Below are 19542 nucleotides of genomic sequence, written 5' to 3'. Positions count from 1 at the left end.
CGCGCGCACTCAGCCCCCGCGCGGGCGCGCTTCGGTGGTCACATTGGGCCGCGAATTGCAGGTCGCGGCGCCTACAGGCGAATGCAGGAGATCAGGCGCCCGTAGTCGACCTCTTTGTGATGGGTCGCGCGGCGGAAGGAATAGAACCGTTCCGGGTCAGAGTAGGTGCAATGCCCGGTCCATGCGGCCTCGGCCACGCCGGCGCTGCGCAGTTTGTGCAGACCCAGAGAGGGCAGATCAAAGAGGTAGCGATCGCCCTCGCCATTGGCAAAGAACCGTGCGTTTTCCGGATCCTGCATCATGAAGTCGTCAAAGAACTCAGGGCCGACCTCATAGGCGCGCTGCGAGATCGACGGGCCGATGACCGCCCGGGTGGACTGCCGCCGCGCGCCCAGCTGTTCCATCGCGTCCAATGTGGCCTCCAGCACGCCATCAAGCGTGCCGCGCCACCCGGCATGAGCTGCGCCGACCACATTGGCCTCCGGGTCGTGAAACAGAACCGGCTGGCAGTCGGCGGTCAGGATCGACAGCACCACGCCGGGCACATTGGTGACCATGGCATCAGCCTGAATATCGCCCTGAATATTGTCCTGCCGGGGATCGGAGATGGTCAGGACATTGGCGGAATGCACCTGATTCACCCGGCCAAGCGCCTCGGGCGATGCCTCCATCGCTGCGGCGACGCGCATCCGGTTGATCTGCACCGCTTCGCGCTGATCCGATGAGCCAAGCCCGCAATTCAATCCGGCAAAAATACCCGAAGAGGCCCCGCCGCGACGGGTAAAGAAGCCGTGTTTGGTGCCATTGAGCAGCTCGGAGATGAGAATTTCCAGCGTCATGCGTTCAATCCCGGTGGGGGTGCGGTCTCTTCGGGGAAAATCCCGAGTATCTTGAACAGGTTTCCCATTTCCTCAGGATGCGTCAACCGTCGATGCGCCGCAATCAGAGATTGCAGCGCGTCGCCGTTTAGCCGCGCCGCCAGCGCCTGTGCCCGATCGGTGATGCCCAGACGCTCCAGAAACACGCCTTGCGGGGTCAGCCGACTATAGGCACAGCCCGCAGATTTCGCAGCCAGTGCAAGCGCTTCGAAATCGACATGGGTGGTCAGATCGGCGCTGCCCGGATCCTTCAGCGGATCGCTTGGCGCATGGGCGCGCAGGGCCTGCAACGTATCCCCCAGCGAACGCCAATCGCCGTAATCGACAATAAGCGCGGTTCCGCCGTAGCGGGCGATCCGGGTGGCGATGGTCTGAACCATCGGTTGCGCGGCTTCGCACAGCTCGACCAGATCACCGTCGCGGGTGTCCTCAAGGCGATGCGCCAGTGCAGGCTGTGGCGCCACCGCGCCAAGGCCAAAGCTGAGCGTGCCATCCTGAAGACCCACTGATTTTTCGCGCCAGCCATCGCCATCGCGCAGAAATTGCCGCACCGGCAGCGCATCAAAGAACTCATTTGCGATTAGAAACAGCGGTTGCTCGGGCAGCTCGGCGATATTCGGGTACCAGACCGGGTCATGGCCTGCCAGTTGCCTCGCCTGACGGGCGCGCAGGGTGGGGGAGGCCTCCAGCAGGGCAATCTGCATGGCGGCGTGAAACCCGGGCACGCCTTTTGTGGCGCGCAGCAGATCAGCCATCAGGGTGCCGCGACCGGGACCCAGTTCGGCCAATGTGAACCGCTGAGGTTGGCCCTGATCCAGCCAGCATTGTGCCAGCGCCAGCCCGATCAGCTCTCCGAACATCTGGCTGATTTCCGGGGCTGTGGTGAAATCCCCCTTGGCCCCCAGCGGGTCGCGGGTGGTGTAATAGCCATAGCTTGGATGCAGCAGCGCCTCGGCCATGTAATCCGCGACCGAAATCGGCCCCTCGGCACGGATGCGGGCAGTGATATGGTCGCTCAGGCTCATGCCGGAATCACCGCCATGCGTCGGCTGCGCAGCACCAGAATGAGGCCGATGGCGATCATCGGCAGCGACAGCAGCTGTCCCATGGTCAGACCGTAGCCGCCGATATGCCAGGCCAGCCCCAGGGGATTCTCTGCGGTTACGAATTGGGCGTCGGGCTGGCGCATGAATTCAACCGCGAAGCGCGCCGCGCCATAGCCTGCCAGAAACACGCCGGTCACCCGGCCTGGGTGGGTCAGCGCCGCGCGCCGGTAGACCAGCCACAAGAGCACCGCACCAAGGATCAGCCCTTCCAGCAGCGCCTCATAGAGCTGGGACGGGTGGCGCGCGCAGATCTCCCCCAGCGCCTGCCCGCAGGACTGCGCCGCGCGCCCGGGAAAGGCGACCCCCCATGGCAGATCGGTTGCCCGCCCCCAGAGCTCGGCGTTGTTGAAGTTGGCAAGTCGGCCCAGCAAGAGGCCCGGCGGCACCGTATGTGCCACCAGATCAGCGATCTGAAGGCGCGGGATCCGGTGGCGCAGCGCATAAATCCAGGTGGCAATGATCACCCCCAGGAGACCGCCATGAAAGGCCATGCCCCCCTGCCAGATGCGAAGGATCTCGGCCGGGTTCTGAAGGTAGTAGCCGGGCTGATAGAACAGCACATAGCCAAGCCGTCCGCCCAGAATGACGCCGAGGATGATCCAGGTGAGCAGATCTTCGACCTGTTGCGGTTTCATCGGGGGCTGTGCGTGGGGCCAGAGCGCGGGGCGCCGCAGCGCCGCGACCGCCAGCCGCCAGGCGATGACAATCCCGACGATATAGGCCAGCGCGTACCAGCGCAGCGCGAATTGGCTGCCGAACAGCTCGATTGTGAAGATTTCCGGGGTCAGATCGGGGAATTGGAGGATGAATGCGTGCATGTGCCGTCAATGCCTTTGCGGGGGCTGCGGTGTCAACGGCTTGCCGCCGCCGGTGTTGATGACCATATAGGGGTCAAGGCAGACATGGAGAAGACAATGCAGACGCGCAATAAGATCATGGATGATATTTCCCAGCTGATGACCAACGCGATGGGTGTGGCCCATGGCGCGCGGGAAGAGGCGGAGACCGCCATGAAGGGGCTGATCGACCGTTGGCTGGCCGATCGCGATTTCGTGACCCGCGAGGAGTTCGACGCCGTGCGCGCCATGGCGCAGAAGGCGCGTGAAGAAAACGAAGCACTGAAGGCCCGGCTCGACGCGCTGGAAGCGGATAAATCCGCGTGATCCGGTTCCAGGGCTGAGCGGCAGGCACAGCCCGCCGCCCGGCGCTGAAATATCCGATCTGCAACATTTGCCGGCGTGCGGCCCGGTCCGGGTGGCGCGCCATTTTTGCGACCAAGCCCGCGTCGCAGACTCCCACCCGGCGCAGCAGGATCCCGCAGCTGCCTCTCTTCACAGCACTGTCACGATATTTTGAGGGTCATCGCCTTTCGTCCACAACTTATTGCAGTTATCCCCAAATAAAGGGTTGCCAGACGGCCTTGGTGCCTCCACCATATCTGGTAGGAGGACGGGTAAATCCCTCTCCTTATTGAGCAGGCCGCTAGCAATTGGGGGTGCCCCGCATCTCTTTTGCTAGAGATCAGAGAGGTGGCAACATGGCTCTTTCCGAACATTTTCTGGAAGACGAAATTCACCCTATCGACATCGTCGAACACTTGGCCTCGGACCACGATTGGGACTTTGACCGCATAGGCGACGATCAGATCGCCATGGCGGTGGAAGGCCAGTGGCGCACCTATTCGCTGACATTGGCGTGGTCCGGCTATGAAGAAACCCTGCGGATGGTATGCAGCTTTGAGATGGAGCCGCCGAAGGAACAGCTGCCGCGGCTCTACGAGCTGATCAACGAGATGAATGATCAGTGCTGGGCCGGTGGCTTTACCTTCTGGCCCGATCACAAGCTGATGCTGTATCGCTATGGGCTGGTATTGACCGGCGGACAGGTGGCAAGCCCTGAGCAGATCGACACGCTGATCAACTCCGCTGTCGCCAATTGCGAGCGCTACTATCCGGCAATCCAGCTGATGGTCTGGGGCGGACAATCGCCGCGCGACGCGCTTCAGGTCGCCATTGCAGAGGCTTACGGGCGCGCGTAAACCTTTCCCCGAACCGGCGCTGCATGGTGCCGGAGATCCGATCAGGGGAGGGGAAAGATGCAGGTATCACAGATCGCAGCGCGGGGCATCGCGCTCTTGGGCTGCGGCAAGATGGGGTCGGCAATGCTGGCCGGATGGCTTGACCGGGGTGTTGACCCGGATACCGTCTGGGTGATTGATCCCAATCCTTCCGACTGGCTGCGCCAGACTGGTGTACATCTCAATGCGCCCTTGCCAGAGACCGGTGACCGGGCGCCGGGGATCGTGCTGATTGCTGTCAAACCCCAGATGATGGGAGAGGCGCTGCCGCAGCTGCAACAGCTGGGCAATGGCGAGACGCTGTTTATCTCGGTTGCTGCCGGAACCTCGATCGCTACCTATGAATCGCTTCTGGGGGCGCAGACGCCGATCGTGCGCGCCATGCCGAATACACCTGCCGCCGTCGGGCGTGGCATTACCGCGCTCATCGGCAACATGCGCGCGACCGAGGCGGATATAAATCGCGCCGATGCGCTGTTGCAGGCCATCGGCCAGACCGTCCGATTGCAGAGCGAGGCGCAGATGGATGCGGTCACCGGCGTCAGCGGTTCCGGCCCGGCCTATGTTTTCCATCTGATCGAAACCCTTGCCGCTGCTGGCGAGGCTGAGGGGCTGCCTGCCGATCTGGCGATGCAGCTGGCCAAGGCCACCGTCGCAGGGGCCGGTGCCCTGGCAGAAGCCTCCGAGGAAACGCCAGCGCAGCTGCGGGTCAATGTCACCAGCCCCAATGGCACGACCCAGGCCGCGCTGGAGGTGCTGATGGATGAGACCGACGGCTTTCCGCCGCTGCTGCGCCGCGCCGTGGCGGCAGCCACCAACCGGTCGAGGGAGCTGTCCCGTGGCTGACATCAGTTTTGACGAATTTCTCAAGGTCGATGTGCGCGTGGGCGAGGTGGTGCGCGCCGAGGACTACCCCGAGGCTCGCAAACCCGCGATCAAGATGTGGGTGGATTTCGGCGATGACATCGGCATCAAGAAAACCTCGGCGCAGGTGACGGCCCACTACACGGCGGAAACGCTGCTGGGCAAACAGGTGATGGCCGTGGTGAATTTCCCGCCCCGCCAGATTGGCAAGTTCATGTCCGAAGTGCTGGTGCTGGGGCTGCCGGATGCCACCGGAGAGATTGTTCTGATTGGTCCGGATGGACCGGTCCCATTGGGAGGGCGGATGCATTGAGCGGCAAACTCTGGATTACCCGGCCAATGACAGCGGCGGTTGAGGCGCGTGCGCGGGCGGAATTCGATGTCGAGATCCGCCAGCAGACCAGCCCTTTGAACGCCGATGAGCGCCAGCGTGCGCTGCGTGATTTCGACATCGTCCTGCCGACCCTGGGGGACCAGTTCGACGCAGGCAGTTTTGCCGCCGTGCCGCAGCCACGGTGCAGGTTGCTGGCCAATTTCGGCGTTGGCTTCAATCATATCGACGTGGCGGCCGCGCGCCGGGCCGGGATCGTGGTCAGCAACACCCCCGGCGCCGTTACCGATGCGACCGCTGATATTGCGCTGACGTTGATGCTGATGACCGCCCGCCGTGCCGGCGAGGGCGAACGTCTGGTCCGCTCCGGCGATTGGCAGGGCTGGCATCCCACCCAGATGCTGGGGATGCATCTGACAGGCAAACATGTGGGCATCGTCGGCTTTGGCCGCATCGGTGAGGCCATCGCGCGGCGCTGTCACTTCGGCTTTGGCATGTCGGTCAGCTATCTGGCGCGCAGCGACAAATCTCCCGGCTTCCCGGTGTCGCGCGCGGAAAGCCTGACCGCTCTGGCGGCTCAGGTGGATGTGCTGGTGCTTGCAGTGCCCGGCGGTGCGGAGACGCGGCATTTGATCAGCGCGGAGGTTCTGGCGGCGATGCGCCCTCATGCCCTGCTGATCAATATCTCGCGCGGCGAGGTGGTGGATGAGGCGGCGCTGATCGCCGCCCTTCAGGCGGGCGCGCTCGGCGGGGCAGGTCTGGATGTCTATGAATTCGAGCCGGAGGTGCCGGAGGCCCTGCGGCAGATGGAGCAGGTCACGCTACTGCCGCATCTGGGCACCGCCACCGAGGAGGTGCGCAGCGCCATGGGACATCTGGCGCTGGACAATGTCGCCGCCTTCCTTGCTGGTCGGCCGTTGATTTCGCCCGTGTAACTGCCTGTGTAACCGCCAGCGTATCGCGTCGGGGCGTCTAACGCCCCGCGCGGCGTCAGACGCGCCCGGCCTCCGCTCGGTGCAGGCCGTTTCAGATCAGCCCGCAGCAGAGGTGGGCTGATCGCCGGTGGCCTCGCGCCAGTGGCGACGGCAGAGCGATACATAGGTTTCATTGCCGCCGATCTGCACCTGCGCGCCTTCGGTGATGGTCTGGCCGTTCTCATCCTGCCGGATCACCATGGTTGCCTTTTTACCGCAGTGGCAGATGGTGCGGACTTCGCGCATTTCATCGGCCAGTGCCAGCAGGGTGGCGGAGCCGGGAAACAGCTTGCCCTGAAAATCGACCCGCAGCCCGTAGCACAAAACCGGCACCCGCAGATCGTCGACCACCCGCGCCAGATCCCAGACCTGATCCGGCGACAGAAACTGCGCCTCATCGACAAAGATGCTGGCAACACTGCCCCTTGCCAGTCGCTCTGTCACTTTGTCGAACAGGTTCTCACCGGGCCGGAAGATGTCAGCCTCGGCACCGATCCCGATGCGGGAGGCGATCCGCCCCTGACCGGCGCGGTTGTCCAGCGCTGCGGTCAGCAGATAGGTGTCCATATCGTTCTCGCGGTAGTTATGCGAGGCTTGCAAGAGCACCGTCGATTTGCCGGCATTCATGGTGGAGTAGTGGAAGTAAAGCTTGGCCATGGCGCTGATTTAGCCGCAGAGCCGGTCGGAGGAAACGGTTTTCTTCACCAATTCTTCACCGATTGCCCGATGAGCCGACGGCATTTCCGGTCTGAGGATAAAACGCCCTGCGCGCGGATGCCGGTTCGCGGCGAAACAACCCGAGAAACGAACCACATGACACCTGCGGCAGGGCGCCAACTGGACGGAAATTGCCCACCAGCGAAGGCCCACGAAACACGCCTCCGCCCCCAGCGCGTTTCCCTGTCTCGCGACCCGGAACAGCGCGGTAAGTCCCTTAAAAACCTTAGGGATAGAAATAGCTTTGCATTTCCTTTAAGTGTCGTGAATGGGAAATTAACGCGTTTCTTCCCCGATGGGGTCGCGGTCATATGCAGGTAGATTTTATATGGCAGACATAGGTACTTATCTAAAAAAGCACACCGAGGCTCTGGTCAAGGATGTGGGGATCGAGGCGGCCTGCCAGATCACAGGAAAATCCAAGGCGACGTTGGGGCGGTATTACTCGGATAATGCCGAACATGTCGATCGGTTCATGCCCGTCGACGCCGTTGCCAAACTGGAAGCTGCGGCCTCCTTCCCGCATGTGACTTCCGGTCTGGCGGATCTGAAGAACATCACCTTGTCCTACTGTCAGGCCAGCCCGGCCTCAGAGGCGCGCCGCGGTGGCGTCAATGCGGATGTGATTGCGCTCAGCCAGCGCTTTGCCACATTGATGAGCGAATATCAGGAGGCCATGGCCGATGGGATCATCACCATCAATGAGGCCAAGCGGTTGCTGCGCGAAACGGTGATGCTGCAGCAGGTGCTTCTCGATATGAAACTGCACCTGGAAGAAGAAAGTGGCTGAGACACTGACGACGGGGCCTGCTGTTTCGGCTGACGGGCGTGTGGCGGAGGATCTGCCGGCGCTCATCGCCGAGGCCTTGCCGCAGATTGATATCGCCCGCCTGGCAGCGACAGGTGACCCGCAGCATCCGCCCCGGATCCTGCTGCTCTATGGCTCCCTGCGGGCCGTCAGCTACTCACGCAAGGTTGCCGAGGAGGCAGCCCGGATCCTGCGCGCGCTGGGCTGCGAGGCGCGGATTTTCGATCCGAGCGGGCTGCCATTGCCCGATGACACCGGCAGCGAAGATCACCCCAAGGTGAGCGAACTGCGCGATCTTGCGGTCTGGTGCGATGGAATGGTCTGGTCCAGCCCGGAACGGCATGGCGCTATGACGGGCATCATGAAGACACAGATCGACTGGCTGCCGCTGTCGCTGAAAGGCGGTGTTCGCACCACGCAGGGCAAGACGCTGGCGGTGATGCAGGTCTCCGGCGGGTCGCAATCTTTCAACGCTGTCAACCAGATGCGTATTCTGGGCCGCTGGATGCGGATGCTGACCATCCCCAACCAATCCTCGATTCCCAAGGCGTGGCTGGAATTTGCCGAGGGGGACCGGCTGCCCGAAGGCCCGTTCTATCGCCGCGTTGTCGATGTGATGGAAGAGCTGGTGAAATTCACCTGGCTGACTCGCGGTCGCAAGGACTACCTGGTCGACCGCTACTCAGAGCGGGTTGAGGACGCCGAGGCCGTGCACCAGCGGGTGTCGCAGAAATAGCGCCGGACCCGAGCTGAAGGCGAGACTGAAAAAGGGCCTGCCAGGATCGGCAGGCCCGAATTCGTTTGGTAACTGCTCCGGCAGGCTCAGGCCGCGCGGCGCAGGATCACCGATCCTACCGAATAACCGGCACCGAAAGAGCAGATCAGCCCCAGATCGCCCTCGGCCAGATCATCCGAATATTTGGAGAAGGCGATGATCGACCCTGCCGAGGATGTATTGGCGTAATCCTGCAGGATATTGGGCTGTTCACCGGCCTCTGGCGTGCGGCCAAGGACCTTTTTGCCAATGAAATCATTCATCGTCTTATTGGCCTGATGTAGCCAGAGCCGTTTCAGCTCGGTGTTGCTGACGCCCTCGGCCTCCATGTGATCCGCAATATGCTGGCTGACCATCGGCAGCACTTCCTTGAAGACCTTGCGCCCGTTCTGCATGAACTGCATGTCCCGACGATCTGCGACCCCATCCGGGCGCGACCGGCGCAGATAGCCATTGTTGTTGCGGATATTGTTGGAAAAGCTGGTGGCGCAGCGGGTCGACAGGATTTCGAAATGCGGGCCGCTGGCGTCTTCGCTGCGCTCGATCAGGGTGGCCGTTGCCACATCGCCAAAGATGAAATGGCAATCGCGGTCGCGCCACTCAAGATGGCCGGAGCAGATCTCGGGATTGACCACCAGCGCCGACCGAATGGAGCCGGAGCGCACCATATCGGCAGCCGCCTGAATCCCAAAGGTGGCGGAGGAACAGGCGACATTCATGTCAAAGGCAAAGCCTTCGATGCCAAGAAGATCCTGAATTTCGATTGCCAGCGCCGGATAGGCACGTTCCATATTGGAGGCCGCACAGATGACGGCGTCGACATCCGCCGCAGTCTTGCCGGCCTGTTTCAGTGCTTTCTTGGCGGCATCCAGTGCCATTTCGGCCATGATGGATGGCTCGTCATCGCTGCGCTGACGCAGCAGCGGGTGCATCACCTCAGGATCAAGAATACCGCTCTTGTCCATCACGTAGCGCTGTTCGATACCGGAGGCCTTTAGAATGAAGTCTTCGGAGGAATGCGCCAGAGGATCCATCTCACCCGCTGCAATCGCCTCTGCGTTCTCGGCATTGACCTTATCGGCATAGGCATTGAAGGCTGTGACCAGCTCGGCGTTTGTGATTGTCTGTGACGGCGTAAAGACGCCCGTGCCGGTGATGGCGGGTGTATACATGAGCTGGACCTTCGGGTGGTTTTCAAAAGTGCTGCATATCTGGGCATCTTCCCCCAGTGAGGTCAAGGGCAAGGCCCTTGGCGTTACGGGCGCAGCCCCTACGTCAACCTGATCAGGGCGTCCCGGAGCATTGTTGATATGAATAAAATGCTTCCCTCCTTGAATGGTTCGAAATTTGAAGTATATGCGCGATGAAGGCGATGGTGGTATGATTCGACAAACCGGCAACGACAGCGACACCCAAACTGACGGCGATACCGCGACGGACGGCAATCAGGCTGAGACCTGCCCGGAGGTCTGCGCCATGCTGGGTGTCTTTGCGCTCTATTGGCGCATCGACGCCTGCATCGAAGACACCGTTGACCTGCCAGACCTGAGCCGGATGGAATGCCATGTGCTGGTGCGTCTGGGCACGCCCTGCCGGATGGGAGAGCTGGCGCGGATGTTGCAGACGGTGCCTTCGTCGGTGACCACGGCCGCCGACCGGCTGGAACGGCAGGGTCTGATCCGCCGCAGCAGGGATCCGCAGGACAGGCGCGCCTGGTTGTTGTCGCTCACCCCCGACGGCGCCGCCAAACGCCAGTATCTGGTCGAGGCGATGACGGATCTGTTCCAACGTATTTCCGGTTTGGACCCGGAGGAAATCAAACAATTTGCGGCCTTGTCGGCCAAGATTCATGACACAGTCATTAAAGCGGACGCGAAGCCGCGTCGGAAGGAGTAACCCATGCAGCTGAGTTCGAGAGTCATCGCCGGGGTCGCCGCGTTGCTACTGGTGGCCACGCCAACACTGGCCCAGAACGTCCTGAAACCCGTGAAACTGATGGAAACACGCTCAGGCGCGGTGCCGATCCAGCGCGAGTTCTTCGGTCAGGTCGCGGCAAAAGAGACGGTGGATCTGGCGTTTCAGGTCGGCGGACAGGTTGTGAAATTCCCTGTCACTGAGGGGGCTTTCCTGCCAAAGGGGGCTCTGGTCGCGGAGTTGGATCTGGAGCCGTTCGAGCTGAAACTGGGACAGGCCCAGCTGCAAAAAGAGCAGGCGGACCGAACCGTCACGCGGCTGGAAAAGCTGACCGGCACGGTCAGCCAGGTCTCCATCGACGATGCCGAAACCCAGGCCGGACTGGCCCGCATTGCGCTCAGGGATGCCGATTATGCGCTGGAACATGCAACGCTGAACGCGCCATTTGATGCCCTGGTGTCCAGCCGTGAGGTCGCCCTGTTCAGCACCGTCAGCGCCGGCAGCCCGATTGTGCGCCTGCACGACATGTCGGAGCTGCATATCGAGGTCGATGTGCCCGAGGTTCTGTTCCAGCAAGGCGAGGACAATGACGCGCTGACCATCACGGCAAGCTTCCCCGGCAGCGACAAGACCTACCCGCTGGAAATCCTTGAGTTCGACGCCGAGGCCAGCAGCGTTGGCCAGACCTATCGCGTGACCTTCCGTCTTGACCCGCCCGAGGACCGCCAGATTTTCCCCGGGGCCTCGACCTCTGTGCGGGTGACCGTAGATACCGGAATGTCTGCGATTGTGGTCCCGCCAACCGCCATCGTGCCCGCCGCCAACGGCGACACCGGGGTGATGCTATTTACACCCAAGGGCGCGGATGAGGGCACCGTCACCTGGACCAGGGTCGAAACCTCGGCCACCGACGGCGGCCAGATCGAGATCGTCTCGGGGCTGAACGGTGGCGAAGAAATCGTGCTGACCGGTGGCAGCGCGCTTGCTGACGGGGCGGCCGTGCGTCGCTTCACCGGCTTCACCAACTGAGGGCGGATCAGATGGATATTGCACGCGGGTCGATCAATCGGCCGCTTTATACGTGGATCATCATGCTGGCCGCGCTGTTTGGCGGTATCTGGGGGTTCCTGAACCTCGGGCGGCTCGAAGATCCGGCCTTCACCATCAAACAGGCTGTAGTCATTACCCAATACCCCGGCGCCAGCGCCGAGCAGGTGGCGCTGGAAGTATCAGAGCCACTGGAATCAGCGATCCAGAAGATGGGGGAGGTGAAGCAGATCACCTCGATGAATCAGCCGGGCCTGTCGCGCATCGATGTCGAAATGCAGGACACCTTTGACGGCACCGAACTGCCGGGCCTCTGGACCAAGCTGCGCAAAGAGGTCGAAGACGCGGCGCGGAACCTGCCCGACGGCGTCAGCGACCCTTTTGTGAACGATGGTTTCGGTGATGTGTTCGGGGTCTTCTACGCCGTTACCGCCGAAGGCTTCACGGATGCCGAACGCCACCAGCTGGCGACATTCCTGCGCCGAGAGCTTCTTGCCGTTGATGGCGTCGCCGACGTCGAAATCGCGGGCCTGCCGGAAGAGGCGATCTTTGTCGAGCCGAAGATGGCGATCACCGTCAACCAGAATATTCCGATTGGCGCGGTTTCGAACGCATTGGCCACCGCCAATTCCGTCCGCTCTGCCGGTCAGGTCGACAACGGGCCTGCCCAGACACGCATCAGCGCGCCCGAAGGCTCGGACTCGGTGACGGAAATCGCCGGGCTGACGATTGGCTCTCAGGGGGAGGTCATCAATATCATTGATATGGCGGATGTGCATCGCGGCCGCCTCGATGATCCCTCGCAGATCATTCGTTTTGACGGGGTCGAGGCCTTTACCATGGGGGTTGCGGGCCTTGCGACTGAAAACATCGTTGAGGTCGGCCAGCGGGTTGATGCACGGCTGGCGGAGCTGAGCACACACATCCCCTATGGTGTGGAGCTGAAGCCAATCTATCAGCAGCATGTGGTCGTAGACGAGGCCTCCAATGCCTTTCTTGTGAACCTCGCGATGTCGGTCAGTATCGTTGTCATCGTGCTGGCGGTCTTCATGGGGTGGCGCGCGGCTGTTGTTGTCGGCGCCACCCTGCTGCTGACGGTTGTTGGCACATTGATGTTCATGAATATCTTCGCCATCGAAATGGAACGGATCTCGCTCGGGGCGCTGATCATTGCGATGGGGATGCTGGTGGACAATGCCATCGTCGTGGCCGAGGGGATGCAGATCTCCATGGCCCGGGGCCGGACCTCACGCGAGGCCGCGCATGAGGCTGCATCGAAAACCCAGATCCCGCTGCTGGGCGCGACGGTGATCGGGATCATGGCCTTTGCGGGGATTGGTCTCAGCCCGGATTCAACCGGTGAATTCATGTTCTCGCTCTTTGCGGTGATCGGGATTTCGCTGTTGCTCAGCTGGCTGCTGGCGCTGACCGCGACGCCGCTGCTGGGGCATTACTTTTTCAAACAGGGTACCGGCGACGATCAGGATGCCTATTCCGGCCTCTTGTTCCGCACCTATGGCAATATCCTGCGCCTGTCCCTGCGGCTGCGCTGGCTTGTGGTGCCGGGTCTGTTTGCGATCACGGTGCTGTGCTTCATCGGTTTTGGTCAGGTGAAACAGCAGTTCTTCCCCAACTCCAACACGCCGCTGTTCTTTGTGCATTACAAGCTGCCGCAGGGTACGTCGATTGCGACAACCTCCGAGCATATGCGTGTGTTTGAGGACTGGCTGGCCGAACGGGACGATGTAGAGACGGTCGCGACCTTTGTCGGGCAGGGGGCCACGCGCTTCATGCTGACCTATGATTCCGAAGACCCGAACCCCAGCTATGGCCATCTGATCATCCGCGCAACGAGCCTTGAGGGCATCCCGGCTCTGCAGGCGGATCTGGAGGACTTCGGCCAGGGACGCTTCCCCGAAGGCGAATTCCGCACCAAGCGGCTGGTCTTTGGCCCCGGTGGGGGGGCGCCTATCGAGGTCCGTTTCGCCGGCCCTGATCCGCGCGTCCTGCGCCAGCTGGGCGACGAGGCCATGCAACGGCTGCAAGAGGCGTCGCAGGACATCCTGAGTGTGCGTCAGGACTGGCGCGAGCAGGAGATCACACTGAAGCCGATCTATGCCACCGATCGGGCACAGACAGCCGGTGTGTCGCGCGATGCCATCGCTGATGCGCTGCAATTCTCGACCGACGGTCTGCGCACCGGCGTGTTCCGGGAGCGGGATCGCCTGATCCCCATCGTCCTGCGCCGACCTGCCGACAGCTCCTATAATCTGATGGACCAGCTGGTGTTCTCAGAGGCGGCGGGCAAATTCATCCCGCTTGAGCAGATGGTCGACGGGGTCGATGTGGTGGTGGAGAACACCCTCGTGCATCGTCGGGACCGGGTGCCGACCTTGACCGTTGGTGCCGATATCCGGGCGGAACTGACCGCAGCCACCGTCTTTGCCCAGGTGAAGGACAGCATCGAGGCGATGTCGCTGCCGACCGGCTACACCATGGAGTGGGGTGGCGAGCATGAGAACTCAGCCGATGCCAATGCCAGCCTCGGCAAGCAGCTTCCGGTGACGATCCTGATCATGGTTCTTATCTCGGTACTGCTGTTCAACGCGATCCGTCAGCCGATTATCATCTGGCTGCTGGTGCCGATGTCGGTCAACGGGGTGGTGATTGGTCTGCTTGGCACCGGTATGCCCTTTACCTTCACGGCGCTTCTGGGCCTGCTCAGCCTCTCTGGCATGCTGATCAAGAACGGCATCGTGCTGGTTGAGGAAATCGATCTGGTCCGGGCCGAGGGCAAACCCCTGCGGGAGGCCATCGTCGAGGCATCGGTGTCGCGTCTGCGCCCGGTGATGCTGGCGGCGGTGACAACCATCCTTGGCATGGTGCCGCTGCTGACCGACGCGTTTTTCGTGTCGATGGCGATCACCATCATGGGGGGGCTGGCCTTTGCCACCATCCTCACACTGGTGGCCGCGCCGGTGTTCTACCTGATCTTCTTTGCCCGGGATGAAAAGCGCGAACAGGCTGCCGCAGCCTGATCCCGCCCCGCTGAACTCTGAAAAAGCCCCGGTTGCAGAACCGGGGCTTTTTCTATGCGAATGATCTCTCTCAGGTTGTGCGCGACCCTGTGCGGCTGACAGCGTGTCGTCCGCATGATGCGTGCAGTGGCGTCAGGTATCACGGGAGAACCCTGCCATCGCGGCCCCCGCAGCGCGTCAGGGCAGGGGCAAGGCAGAGGCGGAGGGCAGACATCTGCCTTAAGATTCTCGCGCATTGAGCGAGTCGCCCGGTGACGCCTCAATTGGGGAAATGGCCGACCCAATTCCGCCTCAATCCCGATGATTCCTTTCCAAATTCCGATGCGACATCAGCAGACACAGGAAAAAACGCACCAAAATCCTTGCTGGAAAAGTTACAATTATTCATGTGTTTACGTGGAATTATTCTAAAAGTGTTCAGGAAGGTTAAGGAAAATATAGAGATGTGGCGCAGTGATGGCCGCAAATATCGGCCGCGTTAACCGGACGTTAATCACGTCACATTCTGCACGTCTTTCTGACAGCTCCCTACAACTCCAAGCCGCATTCCAGCCCCAGCAGACCCTGATGATGGCGATGTGGGAAAAACTGGAGTGGACCATGAAACGCATTATCGGACTTATCGCCGCCGCCTTTATTTCGAGTACAACCTTTAGCCTCCCTGCCGAGGCGCAATCCGCAGGCGTGCGCGCCGTCGAGGGCTGGGAAGCTGTCGGACGGCTTAATATTGGCGGGCGCAATATGTGTACCGGCAGCCTCATCGCGCCAAATCTGGTGCTGACCGCCGCACATTGTCTCTATAATCCGCAGACCGGGCAGGCGGTAAACCCGCGCAATATCAAGTTCGAGGCCGGCCTCAATGGCCGCCGGGCCAAGGCGTCACGCCGTGTGGTGAAGGCTGTTGTTCATCCCGGCTATCGTCACAGCTGGTCCAGCAACAGCGCAGCGGGCAGCGATATTGCGGTGCTGCGTCTGGACCGCCCGATCTCCGGCAGCGAGATCCGCCCCTTCGTGCTTGCCGCTGCGCCGACACCGGGGGAAAGCGTGGATGTACTGTCCTATACCGTGAACCAGGCCACCCGACCGGCCCGCGAAAAAGACTGCCAGATCCTGTCCACCCGCAGCGCGACGCTGGTGACCTCCTGCCGTGTCGAATATGGCGCCTCCGGCTCGCCGGTGTTGCAGATGCGTCCGGGCGGCACCCCGCGGCTGGTCTCGGTGATCTCTGCCAAGGCGCAGATGGGTCGCAAACGGGTTTCACTGGCCACCCCATTTGATGGATCGCTGCGTGCGCTGATGCGCCGCGCGGGCTGAGCACGGGCTGTCCGGCCTCCGCTCCGTTTCCCACAAAAGCGTTTGTAGGAGGCGGGCCATCCCTGATCAGCCAAAAACCCCGGAGCCTCGGCTCCGGGGTTTTCCTATGTCCGAACCTTTGCCCAGCCCTCCCAGCAGGCCGCCTGTTGCGGCGAGGGCAAAAGAAAAGGCCCCGACGCAGGTCCGGGGCCTTCCAATAGGTTCGATCTCTGCCTGCCTCGGCAGATCAGCCCTGCAAGCTCTTTACTTCAACGTCACCTTCTGCCTGCGCCTTGATCGCGCGGGCGGCGGCATTGGCACCGGCTGCGGTGGTGAAATAGGGGATCTTGTCATAGAGCGCGACGGACCGCATCTCCTTGCTGTCTTCAACCGCCTGCGCGCCTTCGGTGGTGTTCATCAGCAGCTGGACGTTGCCGTCCTTCAGCATATCCACCACATGAGGGCGCCCCTCATAGACCTTGTTGACCAGTTCGCAGGGCACGCCGTGCTCATCCAGCCAGCTCTGGGTGCCGCGTGTGGCAACCAGGGTAAAGCCCTGTTCCACGAGGATTTTTGCGGCGTCCAGCATCAAAGTGCCCTTATCGGCATCCTTGATCGAGATAAAGGCCCGGCCCGAGGATGGCAGCACCATGCCAGCCCCCATCTGCGCCTTCAGGAAGGCGCGGGCAAAGCTGCGGTCCCAGCCCATGACTTCGCCGGTGGAGCGCATCTCGGGGCCGAGGATGGTGTCGACGCCGGGGAAGCGGGCAAAGGGAAGCACCGCCTCCTTGACCGAGAACCACGGCATGTCCGGGTCGGCCAGGGTCATCGGATCCGCCATCGGCACGTTCACGTCATAGCCTGCGTCCGGCTCATAGGGCGGGCGCTTGGGGAAGTTCGACAACGGCTCACCCGCCATGACACGCGCCGCGATGGAGGCGATGGCGCTGTCGGTGGATTTCGCCACAAAGGGCACGGTGCGCGAGGCCCGCGGGTTGACCTCGATCAGGTAGATCACGTCATTGCCGTCGGCGTCAGGTTTGACCGCGAACTGGATGTTCATCAGGCCAACCACATTCAGCGCCTTGGCCAATGCGTTGGTCTGGGTCTTGACCTCGGCGATCACCTCTTTGGACAGCGAGTAAGGCGGCAGCGAGCAGGCACTGTCCCCAGAGTGAACCCCGGCCTCTTCGATATGCTGCATGATGCCTGCGACATGCACGTCGGTGCCATCACAAATCGCATCCACATCCAGCTCCACCGCGCCCGAGAGATAGCTGTCGAGCAGAACCGGGCTGTCGCCGGAGACCACGACCGCCTCGGCGATGTAGCGCTTGAGCTGGTCCATATCGCGCACGATCTCCATCGCGCGGCCACCCAGGACATAGGACGGGCGGATCACCAGCGGGAAGCCGATTTCAGCCGCGATTTCAATCGCCTGCGCGTCGGTCGAGGCAATGCCGTTATGCGGCTGCTTGAGCCCCAGCTGGTTGACCAGCGCCTGGAACCGCTCGCGGTCCTCGGCCAGGTCGATGGCGTCGGGCGAGGTGCCAAGGATCGGGATGCCTTCCTCTTCCAGCGCATTGGCCAGCTTCAGCGGGGTCTGGCCGCCGAACTGCACGATCACCCCGTGCAGGGTGCCGTTTTCCTGCTCCTTGGTGAGGATTTCCATCACATGCTCAAAGGTCAGCGGTTCAAAATACAGCCGGTCCGAGGTGTCATAGTCGGTCGACACCGTTTCCGGGTTGCAGTTGATCATGATGGTCTCGAAGCCCGCGTCGGTCAGCGCGAAACAGGCATGGCAGCAGCAGTAATCGAACTCGATCCCCTGGCCGATCCGGTTTGGGCCACCGCCCAGAATGACAACCTTCTTGCGGTCGCTCGGCCGGGCCTCGCATTCCACATCGCCAAAGGCCGGGGCCTCATAGGTGGAATACATATAAGGCGTCTGGGCCTCAAATTCGGCGGCGCAGGTGTCGATCCGCTTGAAGACGGCCTTGACGCCCAGATCACGGCGGGCGCGGCGCACGTCGGTCTCGCTCTTGTCGGTGAGTTTCGCAAGGCGGGCATCGGTAAAGCCCAGCATCTTGACCCGGCGCAACCCATGCTCATCCTTTGGCAGGCCCTCGGCGCGGATCTCGGCCTCTGCCTCCACGATTTCGCGGATCCGGGCCAGGAACCAGGGATCGAACTTGGTGACGGCCTGGATTTCATCATCCGACAACCCCTGCCGCATCGCCTGGGCAATGGTCCGCATCCGATCGGGGGTCTGCTTGCTGATGGCCTTGATCACCGCAGCCTTGCCATCGGTGCCATCCTCGGCGCCGGGAATGGCAACCTCGTCAAAGCCGGTCAGACCGGTCTCCATGGACGCCAGCGCCTTTTGCAGGCTCTCGTGGATCGTGCGGCCAATGGCCATGGTCTCACCCACGGATTTCATCGCCGTGGTCAGATAGGGCTCGGAGCCTGCGAATTTCTCGAAGGCAAAGCGCGGGATCTTGGTCACAACATAGTCGATCGTCGGCTCAAACGACGCCGGTGTCACGCCGGTGATATCATTGTCCAGCTCATCCAGCGTAAAGCCAACCGCCAGCTTGGCCGCAATCTTGGCAATCGGGAAGCCGGTTGCCTTCGACGCCAGCGCCGAGGACCGCGACACACGCGGGTTCATCTCGATCACCACCATGCGGCCATCCTCAGGGTTCACCGCCCATTGGACGTTGGAGCCGCCGGTTTCCACGCCGATTTCGCGCAGCACCGCAATCGAGGCAGAGCGCATCATCTGGTATTCTTTGTCGGTCAGCGTCAACGCCGGGGCCACGGTGATCGAATCACCGGTGTGCACGCCCATCGGGTCGATATTCTCGATCGAGCAGACGATAATCGCGTTGTCGGCGGTGTCGCGCACCACCTCCATTTCATATTCTTTCCAGCCCAGCAGGCTCTCGTCCACGAGGATCTGATTGACCGGCGAGGCATCCATGCCGGAGCGGCAGAAATGGATGTAATCTTCGCGGTTATAGGCGACGCCACCGCCGGTGCCACCAAGGGTAAAGGCCGGGCGGATGATCGCGGGCAGGCCGATGTCTTCCAGCTCGTCCAGCGCCATCTGCACGCCTGCATCCAGGTCGGCGCTGCCGTTGGCTTTCTTCGGGGCGGTGATGATTGTGGCGCGGGGGTTTTCCAGTCCAAGCCGGTCCATCGCTTCGCGGAACAGCTTGCGGTCTTCTGCCATTTCAATGGCTTCGCGCTTGGCGCCGATCATCTCGACGTTGAATTTCGCCAGCACACCCATCTCTTCCAGCGCCAGTGCGGTGTTCAGACCGGTCTGTCCCCCCATGGTCGGCAGCAGCGCATCGGGACGTTCCTTTTCGATGATCTTGGCGACCACCTCCGGGGTGATCGGCTCGATGTAGGTGGCATCCGCCAGACCCGGATCGGTCATGATCGTTGCCGGGTTGGAGTTCACCAGAATGACCCGGTAGCCCTCTTCACGAAGCGCCTTGCAGGCCTGCGCGCCGGAGTAGTCAAACTCACAGGCTTGGCCGATGATGATCGGCCCCGCACCAATGATCATGATCGATTGGATATCGGTTCTTTTCGGCATGGCCTGAATCCCTCTGATTTGCGCGAGTCATGGGCACCCCCGTGCGCCCAAATTGTCCTGCGTTATAGGGACCGCACCGAAAGGTTCAAGGGGGATCGGAAACCGAATTGGAA

Annotated in this window: 17 protein-coding genes; 11 read left to right on the top strand and 6 right to left on the bottom strand. The window is 61.9% G+C overall.

From position 1 onward, the window contains the following. Nucleotides 1-71: 71 nt before the first annotated feature. The 3 genes from pgeF to lgt are packed head-to-tail and all read right to left on the bottom strand — an operon-like array spanning nucleotide 72 to nucleotide 2802. The gene (pgeF, locus tag VWY34_RS17825) at nucleotides 72-839 is read right to left on the bottom strand and encodes a peptidoglycan editing factor PgeF (protein WP_340546219.1); all 768 of its coding nucleotides are present in this window, start codon (nucleotides 837-839) and stop codon (nucleotides 72-74) included. Beyond that, a complete protein-coding gene (locus tag VWY34_RS17820) occupies nucleotides 836-1903 on the bottom strand; it encodes a class I SAM-dependent methyltransferase (protein WP_416539131.1) in 1068 nt (355 codons plus the stop codon). Before VWY34_RS17820 ends, pgeF begins: the two co-directional genes overlap by 4 nt. Next, on the bottom strand, nucleotides 1900-2802 hold the full coding sequence (lgt, locus tag VWY34_RS17815) for a prolipoprotein diacylglyceryl transferase (protein WP_416535012.1): 903 nt from the start codon (nucleotides 2800-2802) through the stop codon (nucleotides 1900-1902). The genes VWY34_RS17820 and lgt overlap by 4 nt, the downstream gene beginning before the upstream one ends. Nucleotides 2803-2898: 96 nt before the next feature. Between lgt and VWY34_RS17810 the strand changes: the two genes are divergently transcribed. The 5 genes from VWY34_RS17810 (at nucleotide 2899) to VWY34_RS17790 (ending at nucleotide 6191) form a co-directional block, all read left to right on the top strand. Further along, the gene (locus VWY34_RS17810; protein ID WP_340546216.1) at nucleotides 2899-3147 is read left to right on the top strand and encodes an accessory factor UbiK family protein; all 249 of its coding nucleotides are present in this window, start codon (nucleotides 2899-2901) and stop codon (nucleotides 3145-3147) included. 374 nt (nucleotides 3148-3521) lie between these two features. Then, nucleotides 3522-4022, top strand: coding sequence for a YbjN domain-containing protein (locus VWY34_RS17805; RefSeq protein WP_340546215.1), 501 nt, complete (start codon nucleotides 3522-3524; stop codon nucleotides 4020-4022). 57 nt (nucleotides 4023-4079) lie between these two features. Continuing rightward, the gene (gene proC / locus VWY34_RS17800; RefSeq protein ID WP_416544188.1) at nucleotides 4080-4907 is read left to right on the top strand and encodes a pyrroline-5-carboxylate reductase; all 828 of its coding nucleotides are present in this window, start codon (nucleotides 4080-4082) and stop codon (nucleotides 4905-4907) included. Beyond that, nucleotides 4900-5238, top strand: coding sequence for a tRNA-binding protein (locus VWY34_RS17795; RefSeq protein ID WP_340546213.1), 339 nt, complete (start codon nucleotides 4900-4902; stop codon nucleotides 5236-5238). Before proC ends, VWY34_RS17795 begins: the two co-directional genes overlap by 8 nt. A gap of 26 nt (nucleotides 5239-5264) precedes the next feature. Continuing rightward, nucleotides 5265-6191 (top strand): 2-hydroxyacid dehydrogenase, encoded by a 927-nt coding sequence (locus tag VWY34_RS17790; protein ID WP_416541323.1) that lies wholly within the window; start codon nucleotides 5265-5267, stop codon nucleotides 6189-6191. Nucleotides 6192-6287: 96 nt separating this feature from the next. Here the strand turns inward: VWY34_RS17790 and VWY34_RS17785 are convergent, their stop codons facing one another. Continuing rightward, entirely contained in the window at nucleotides 6288-6887 is a 600-nt protein-coding gene (locus tag VWY34_RS17785) for a thymidine kinase (RefSeq protein WP_340546212.1), read from the bottom strand. Nucleotides 6888-7275: 388 nt separating this feature from the next. Between VWY34_RS17785 and VWY34_RS17780 the strand changes: the two genes are divergently transcribed. Both VWY34_RS17780 and arsH read left to right on the top strand, forming a co-directional pair. Continuing rightward, nucleotides 7276-7737 (top strand): hypothetical protein, encoded by a 462-nt coding sequence (locus VWY34_RS17780; RefSeq protein WP_340546211.1) that lies wholly within the window; start codon nucleotides 7276-7278, stop codon nucleotides 7735-7737. After that, nucleotides 7730-8491, top strand: a complete 762-nt coding sequence (gene arsH, locus VWY34_RS17775; RefSeq protein ID WP_416544187.1) for an arsenical resistance protein ArsH — start codon at nucleotides 7730-7732, stop codon at nucleotides 8489-8491. The genes VWY34_RS17780 and arsH overlap by 8 nt, the downstream gene beginning before the upstream one ends. A gap of 86 nt (nucleotides 8492-8577) precedes the next feature. Here the strand turns inward: arsH and VWY34_RS17770 are convergent, their stop codons facing one another. After that, on the bottom strand, nucleotides 8578-9702 hold the full coding sequence (locus VWY34_RS17770; protein WP_416535014.1) for a beta-ketoacyl-ACP synthase III: 1125 nt from the start codon (nucleotides 9700-9702) through the stop codon (nucleotides 8578-8580). A 208-nt stretch (nucleotides 9703-9910) separates the two neighbouring features. On the opposite strand from VWY34_RS17770, the gene VWY34_RS17765 reads away from it, so the two are divergent. From VWY34_RS17765 to VWY34_RS17750, 4 genes are all read left to right on the top strand, one after another. Continuing rightward, complete coding sequence (locus VWY34_RS17765) at nucleotides 9911-10426, top strand: MarR family winged helix-turn-helix transcriptional regulator (protein ID WP_416544186.1); 516 nt, start codon at nucleotides 9911-9913, stop codon at nucleotides 10424-10426. Between the two features lie 3 nt (nucleotides 10427-10429). Further along, nucleotides 10430-11473 carry an efflux RND transporter periplasmic adaptor subunit gene (locus tag VWY34_RS17760; RefSeq protein WP_340546208.1) on the top strand — a complete coding sequence of 348 codons (1044 nt, stop codon included), beginning with the start codon at nucleotides 10430-10432 and terminating at the stop codon, nucleotides 11471-11473. Nucleotides 11474-11484: 11 nt separating this feature from the next. Continuing rightward, nucleotides 11485-14529: an efflux RND transporter permease subunit gene (locus VWY34_RS17755; protein WP_416544185.1), complete on the top strand. Its 3045-nt coding sequence runs from the start codon at nucleotides 11485-11487 to the stop codon at nucleotides 14527-14529. 600 nt (nucleotides 14530-15129) lie between these two features. After that, entirely contained in the window at nucleotides 15130-15843 is a 714-nt protein-coding gene (locus VWY34_RS17750) for a trypsin-like serine peptidase (protein WP_340546206.1), read from the top strand. A gap of 226 nt (nucleotides 15844-16069) precedes the next feature. Here the strand turns inward: VWY34_RS17750 and carB are convergent, their stop codons facing one another. Then, the gene (carB, locus tag VWY34_RS17745; RefSeq protein WP_340546205.1) at nucleotides 16070-19429 is read right to left on the bottom strand and encodes a carbamoyl-phosphate synthase large subunit; all 3360 of its coding nucleotides are present in this window, start codon (nucleotides 19427-19429) and stop codon (nucleotides 16070-16072) included. Nucleotides 19430-19542: the final 113 nt, after the last annotated feature.

Origin of the sequence: Phaeobacter sp. JH20_02, assembly GCF_048056915.1 — a bacterium.
GTDB classification, from domain to species: domain Bacteria; phylum Pseudomonadota; class Alphaproteobacteria; order Rhodobacterales; family Rhodobacteraceae; genus Phaeobacter; species Phaeobacter bryozoorum.
This window is presented reverse-complemented; position numbering and strand designations above follow the sequence as displayed.

Coding starts and splice junctions, on each gene's coding strand:
- pgeF (WP_340546219.1), bottom strand. CDS start 839: ATGACGCTGGAAATTCTCATCTCCGAGCTGCTCAATGGCACCAAACAC.
- VWY34_RS17820 (WP_416539131.1), bottom strand. CDS start 1,903: ATGAGCCTGAGCGACCATATCACTGCCCGCATCCGTGCCGAGGGGCCG.
- lgt (WP_416535012.1), bottom strand. CDS start 2,802: ATGCACGCATTCATCCTCCAATTCCCCGATCTGACCCCGGAAATCTTC.
- VWY34_RS17810 (WP_340546216.1), top strand. CDS start 2,899: ATGCAGACGCGCAATAAGATCATGGATGATATTTCCCAGCTGATGACC.
- VWY34_RS17805 (WP_340546215.1), top strand. CDS start 3,522: ATGGCTCTTTCCGAACATTTTCTGGAAGACGAAATTCACCCTATCGAC.
- proC (WP_416544188.1), top strand. CDS start 4,080: ATGCAGGTATCACAGATCGCAGCGCGGGGCATCGCGCTCTTGGGCTGC.
- VWY34_RS17790 (WP_416541323.1), top strand. CDS start 5,265: ATGACAGCGGCGGTTGAGGCGCGTGCGCGGGCGGAATTCGATGTCGAG.
- VWY34_RS17785 (WP_340546212.1), bottom strand. CDS start 6,887: ATGGCCAAGCTTTACTTCCACTACTCCACCATGAATGCCGGCAAATCG.
- VWY34_RS17780 (WP_340546211.1), top strand. CDS start 7,276: ATGGCAGACATAGGTACTTATCTAAAAAAGCACACCGAGGCTCTGGTC.
- VWY34_RS17770 (WP_416535014.1), bottom strand. CDS start 9,702: ATGTATACACCCGCCATCACCGGCACGGGCGTCTTTACGCCGTCACAG.
- VWY34_RS17765 (WP_416544186.1), top strand. CDS start 9,911: ATGATTCGACAAACCGGCAACGACAGCGACACCCAAACTGACGGCGAT.
- VWY34_RS17760 (WP_340546208.1), top strand. CDS start 10,430: ATGCAGCTGAGTTCGAGAGTCATCGCCGGGGTCGCCGCGTTGCTACTG.
- VWY34_RS17755 (WP_416544185.1), top strand. CDS start 11,485: ATGGATATTGCACGCGGGTCGATCAATCGGCCGCTTTATACGTGGATC.
- VWY34_RS17750 (WP_340546206.1), top strand. CDS start 15,130: ATGAAACGCATTATCGGACTTATCGCCGCCGCCTTTATTTCGAGTACA.
- carB (WP_340546205.1), bottom strand. CDS start 19,429: ATGCCGAAAAGAACCGATATCCAATCGATCATGATCATTGGTGCGGGG.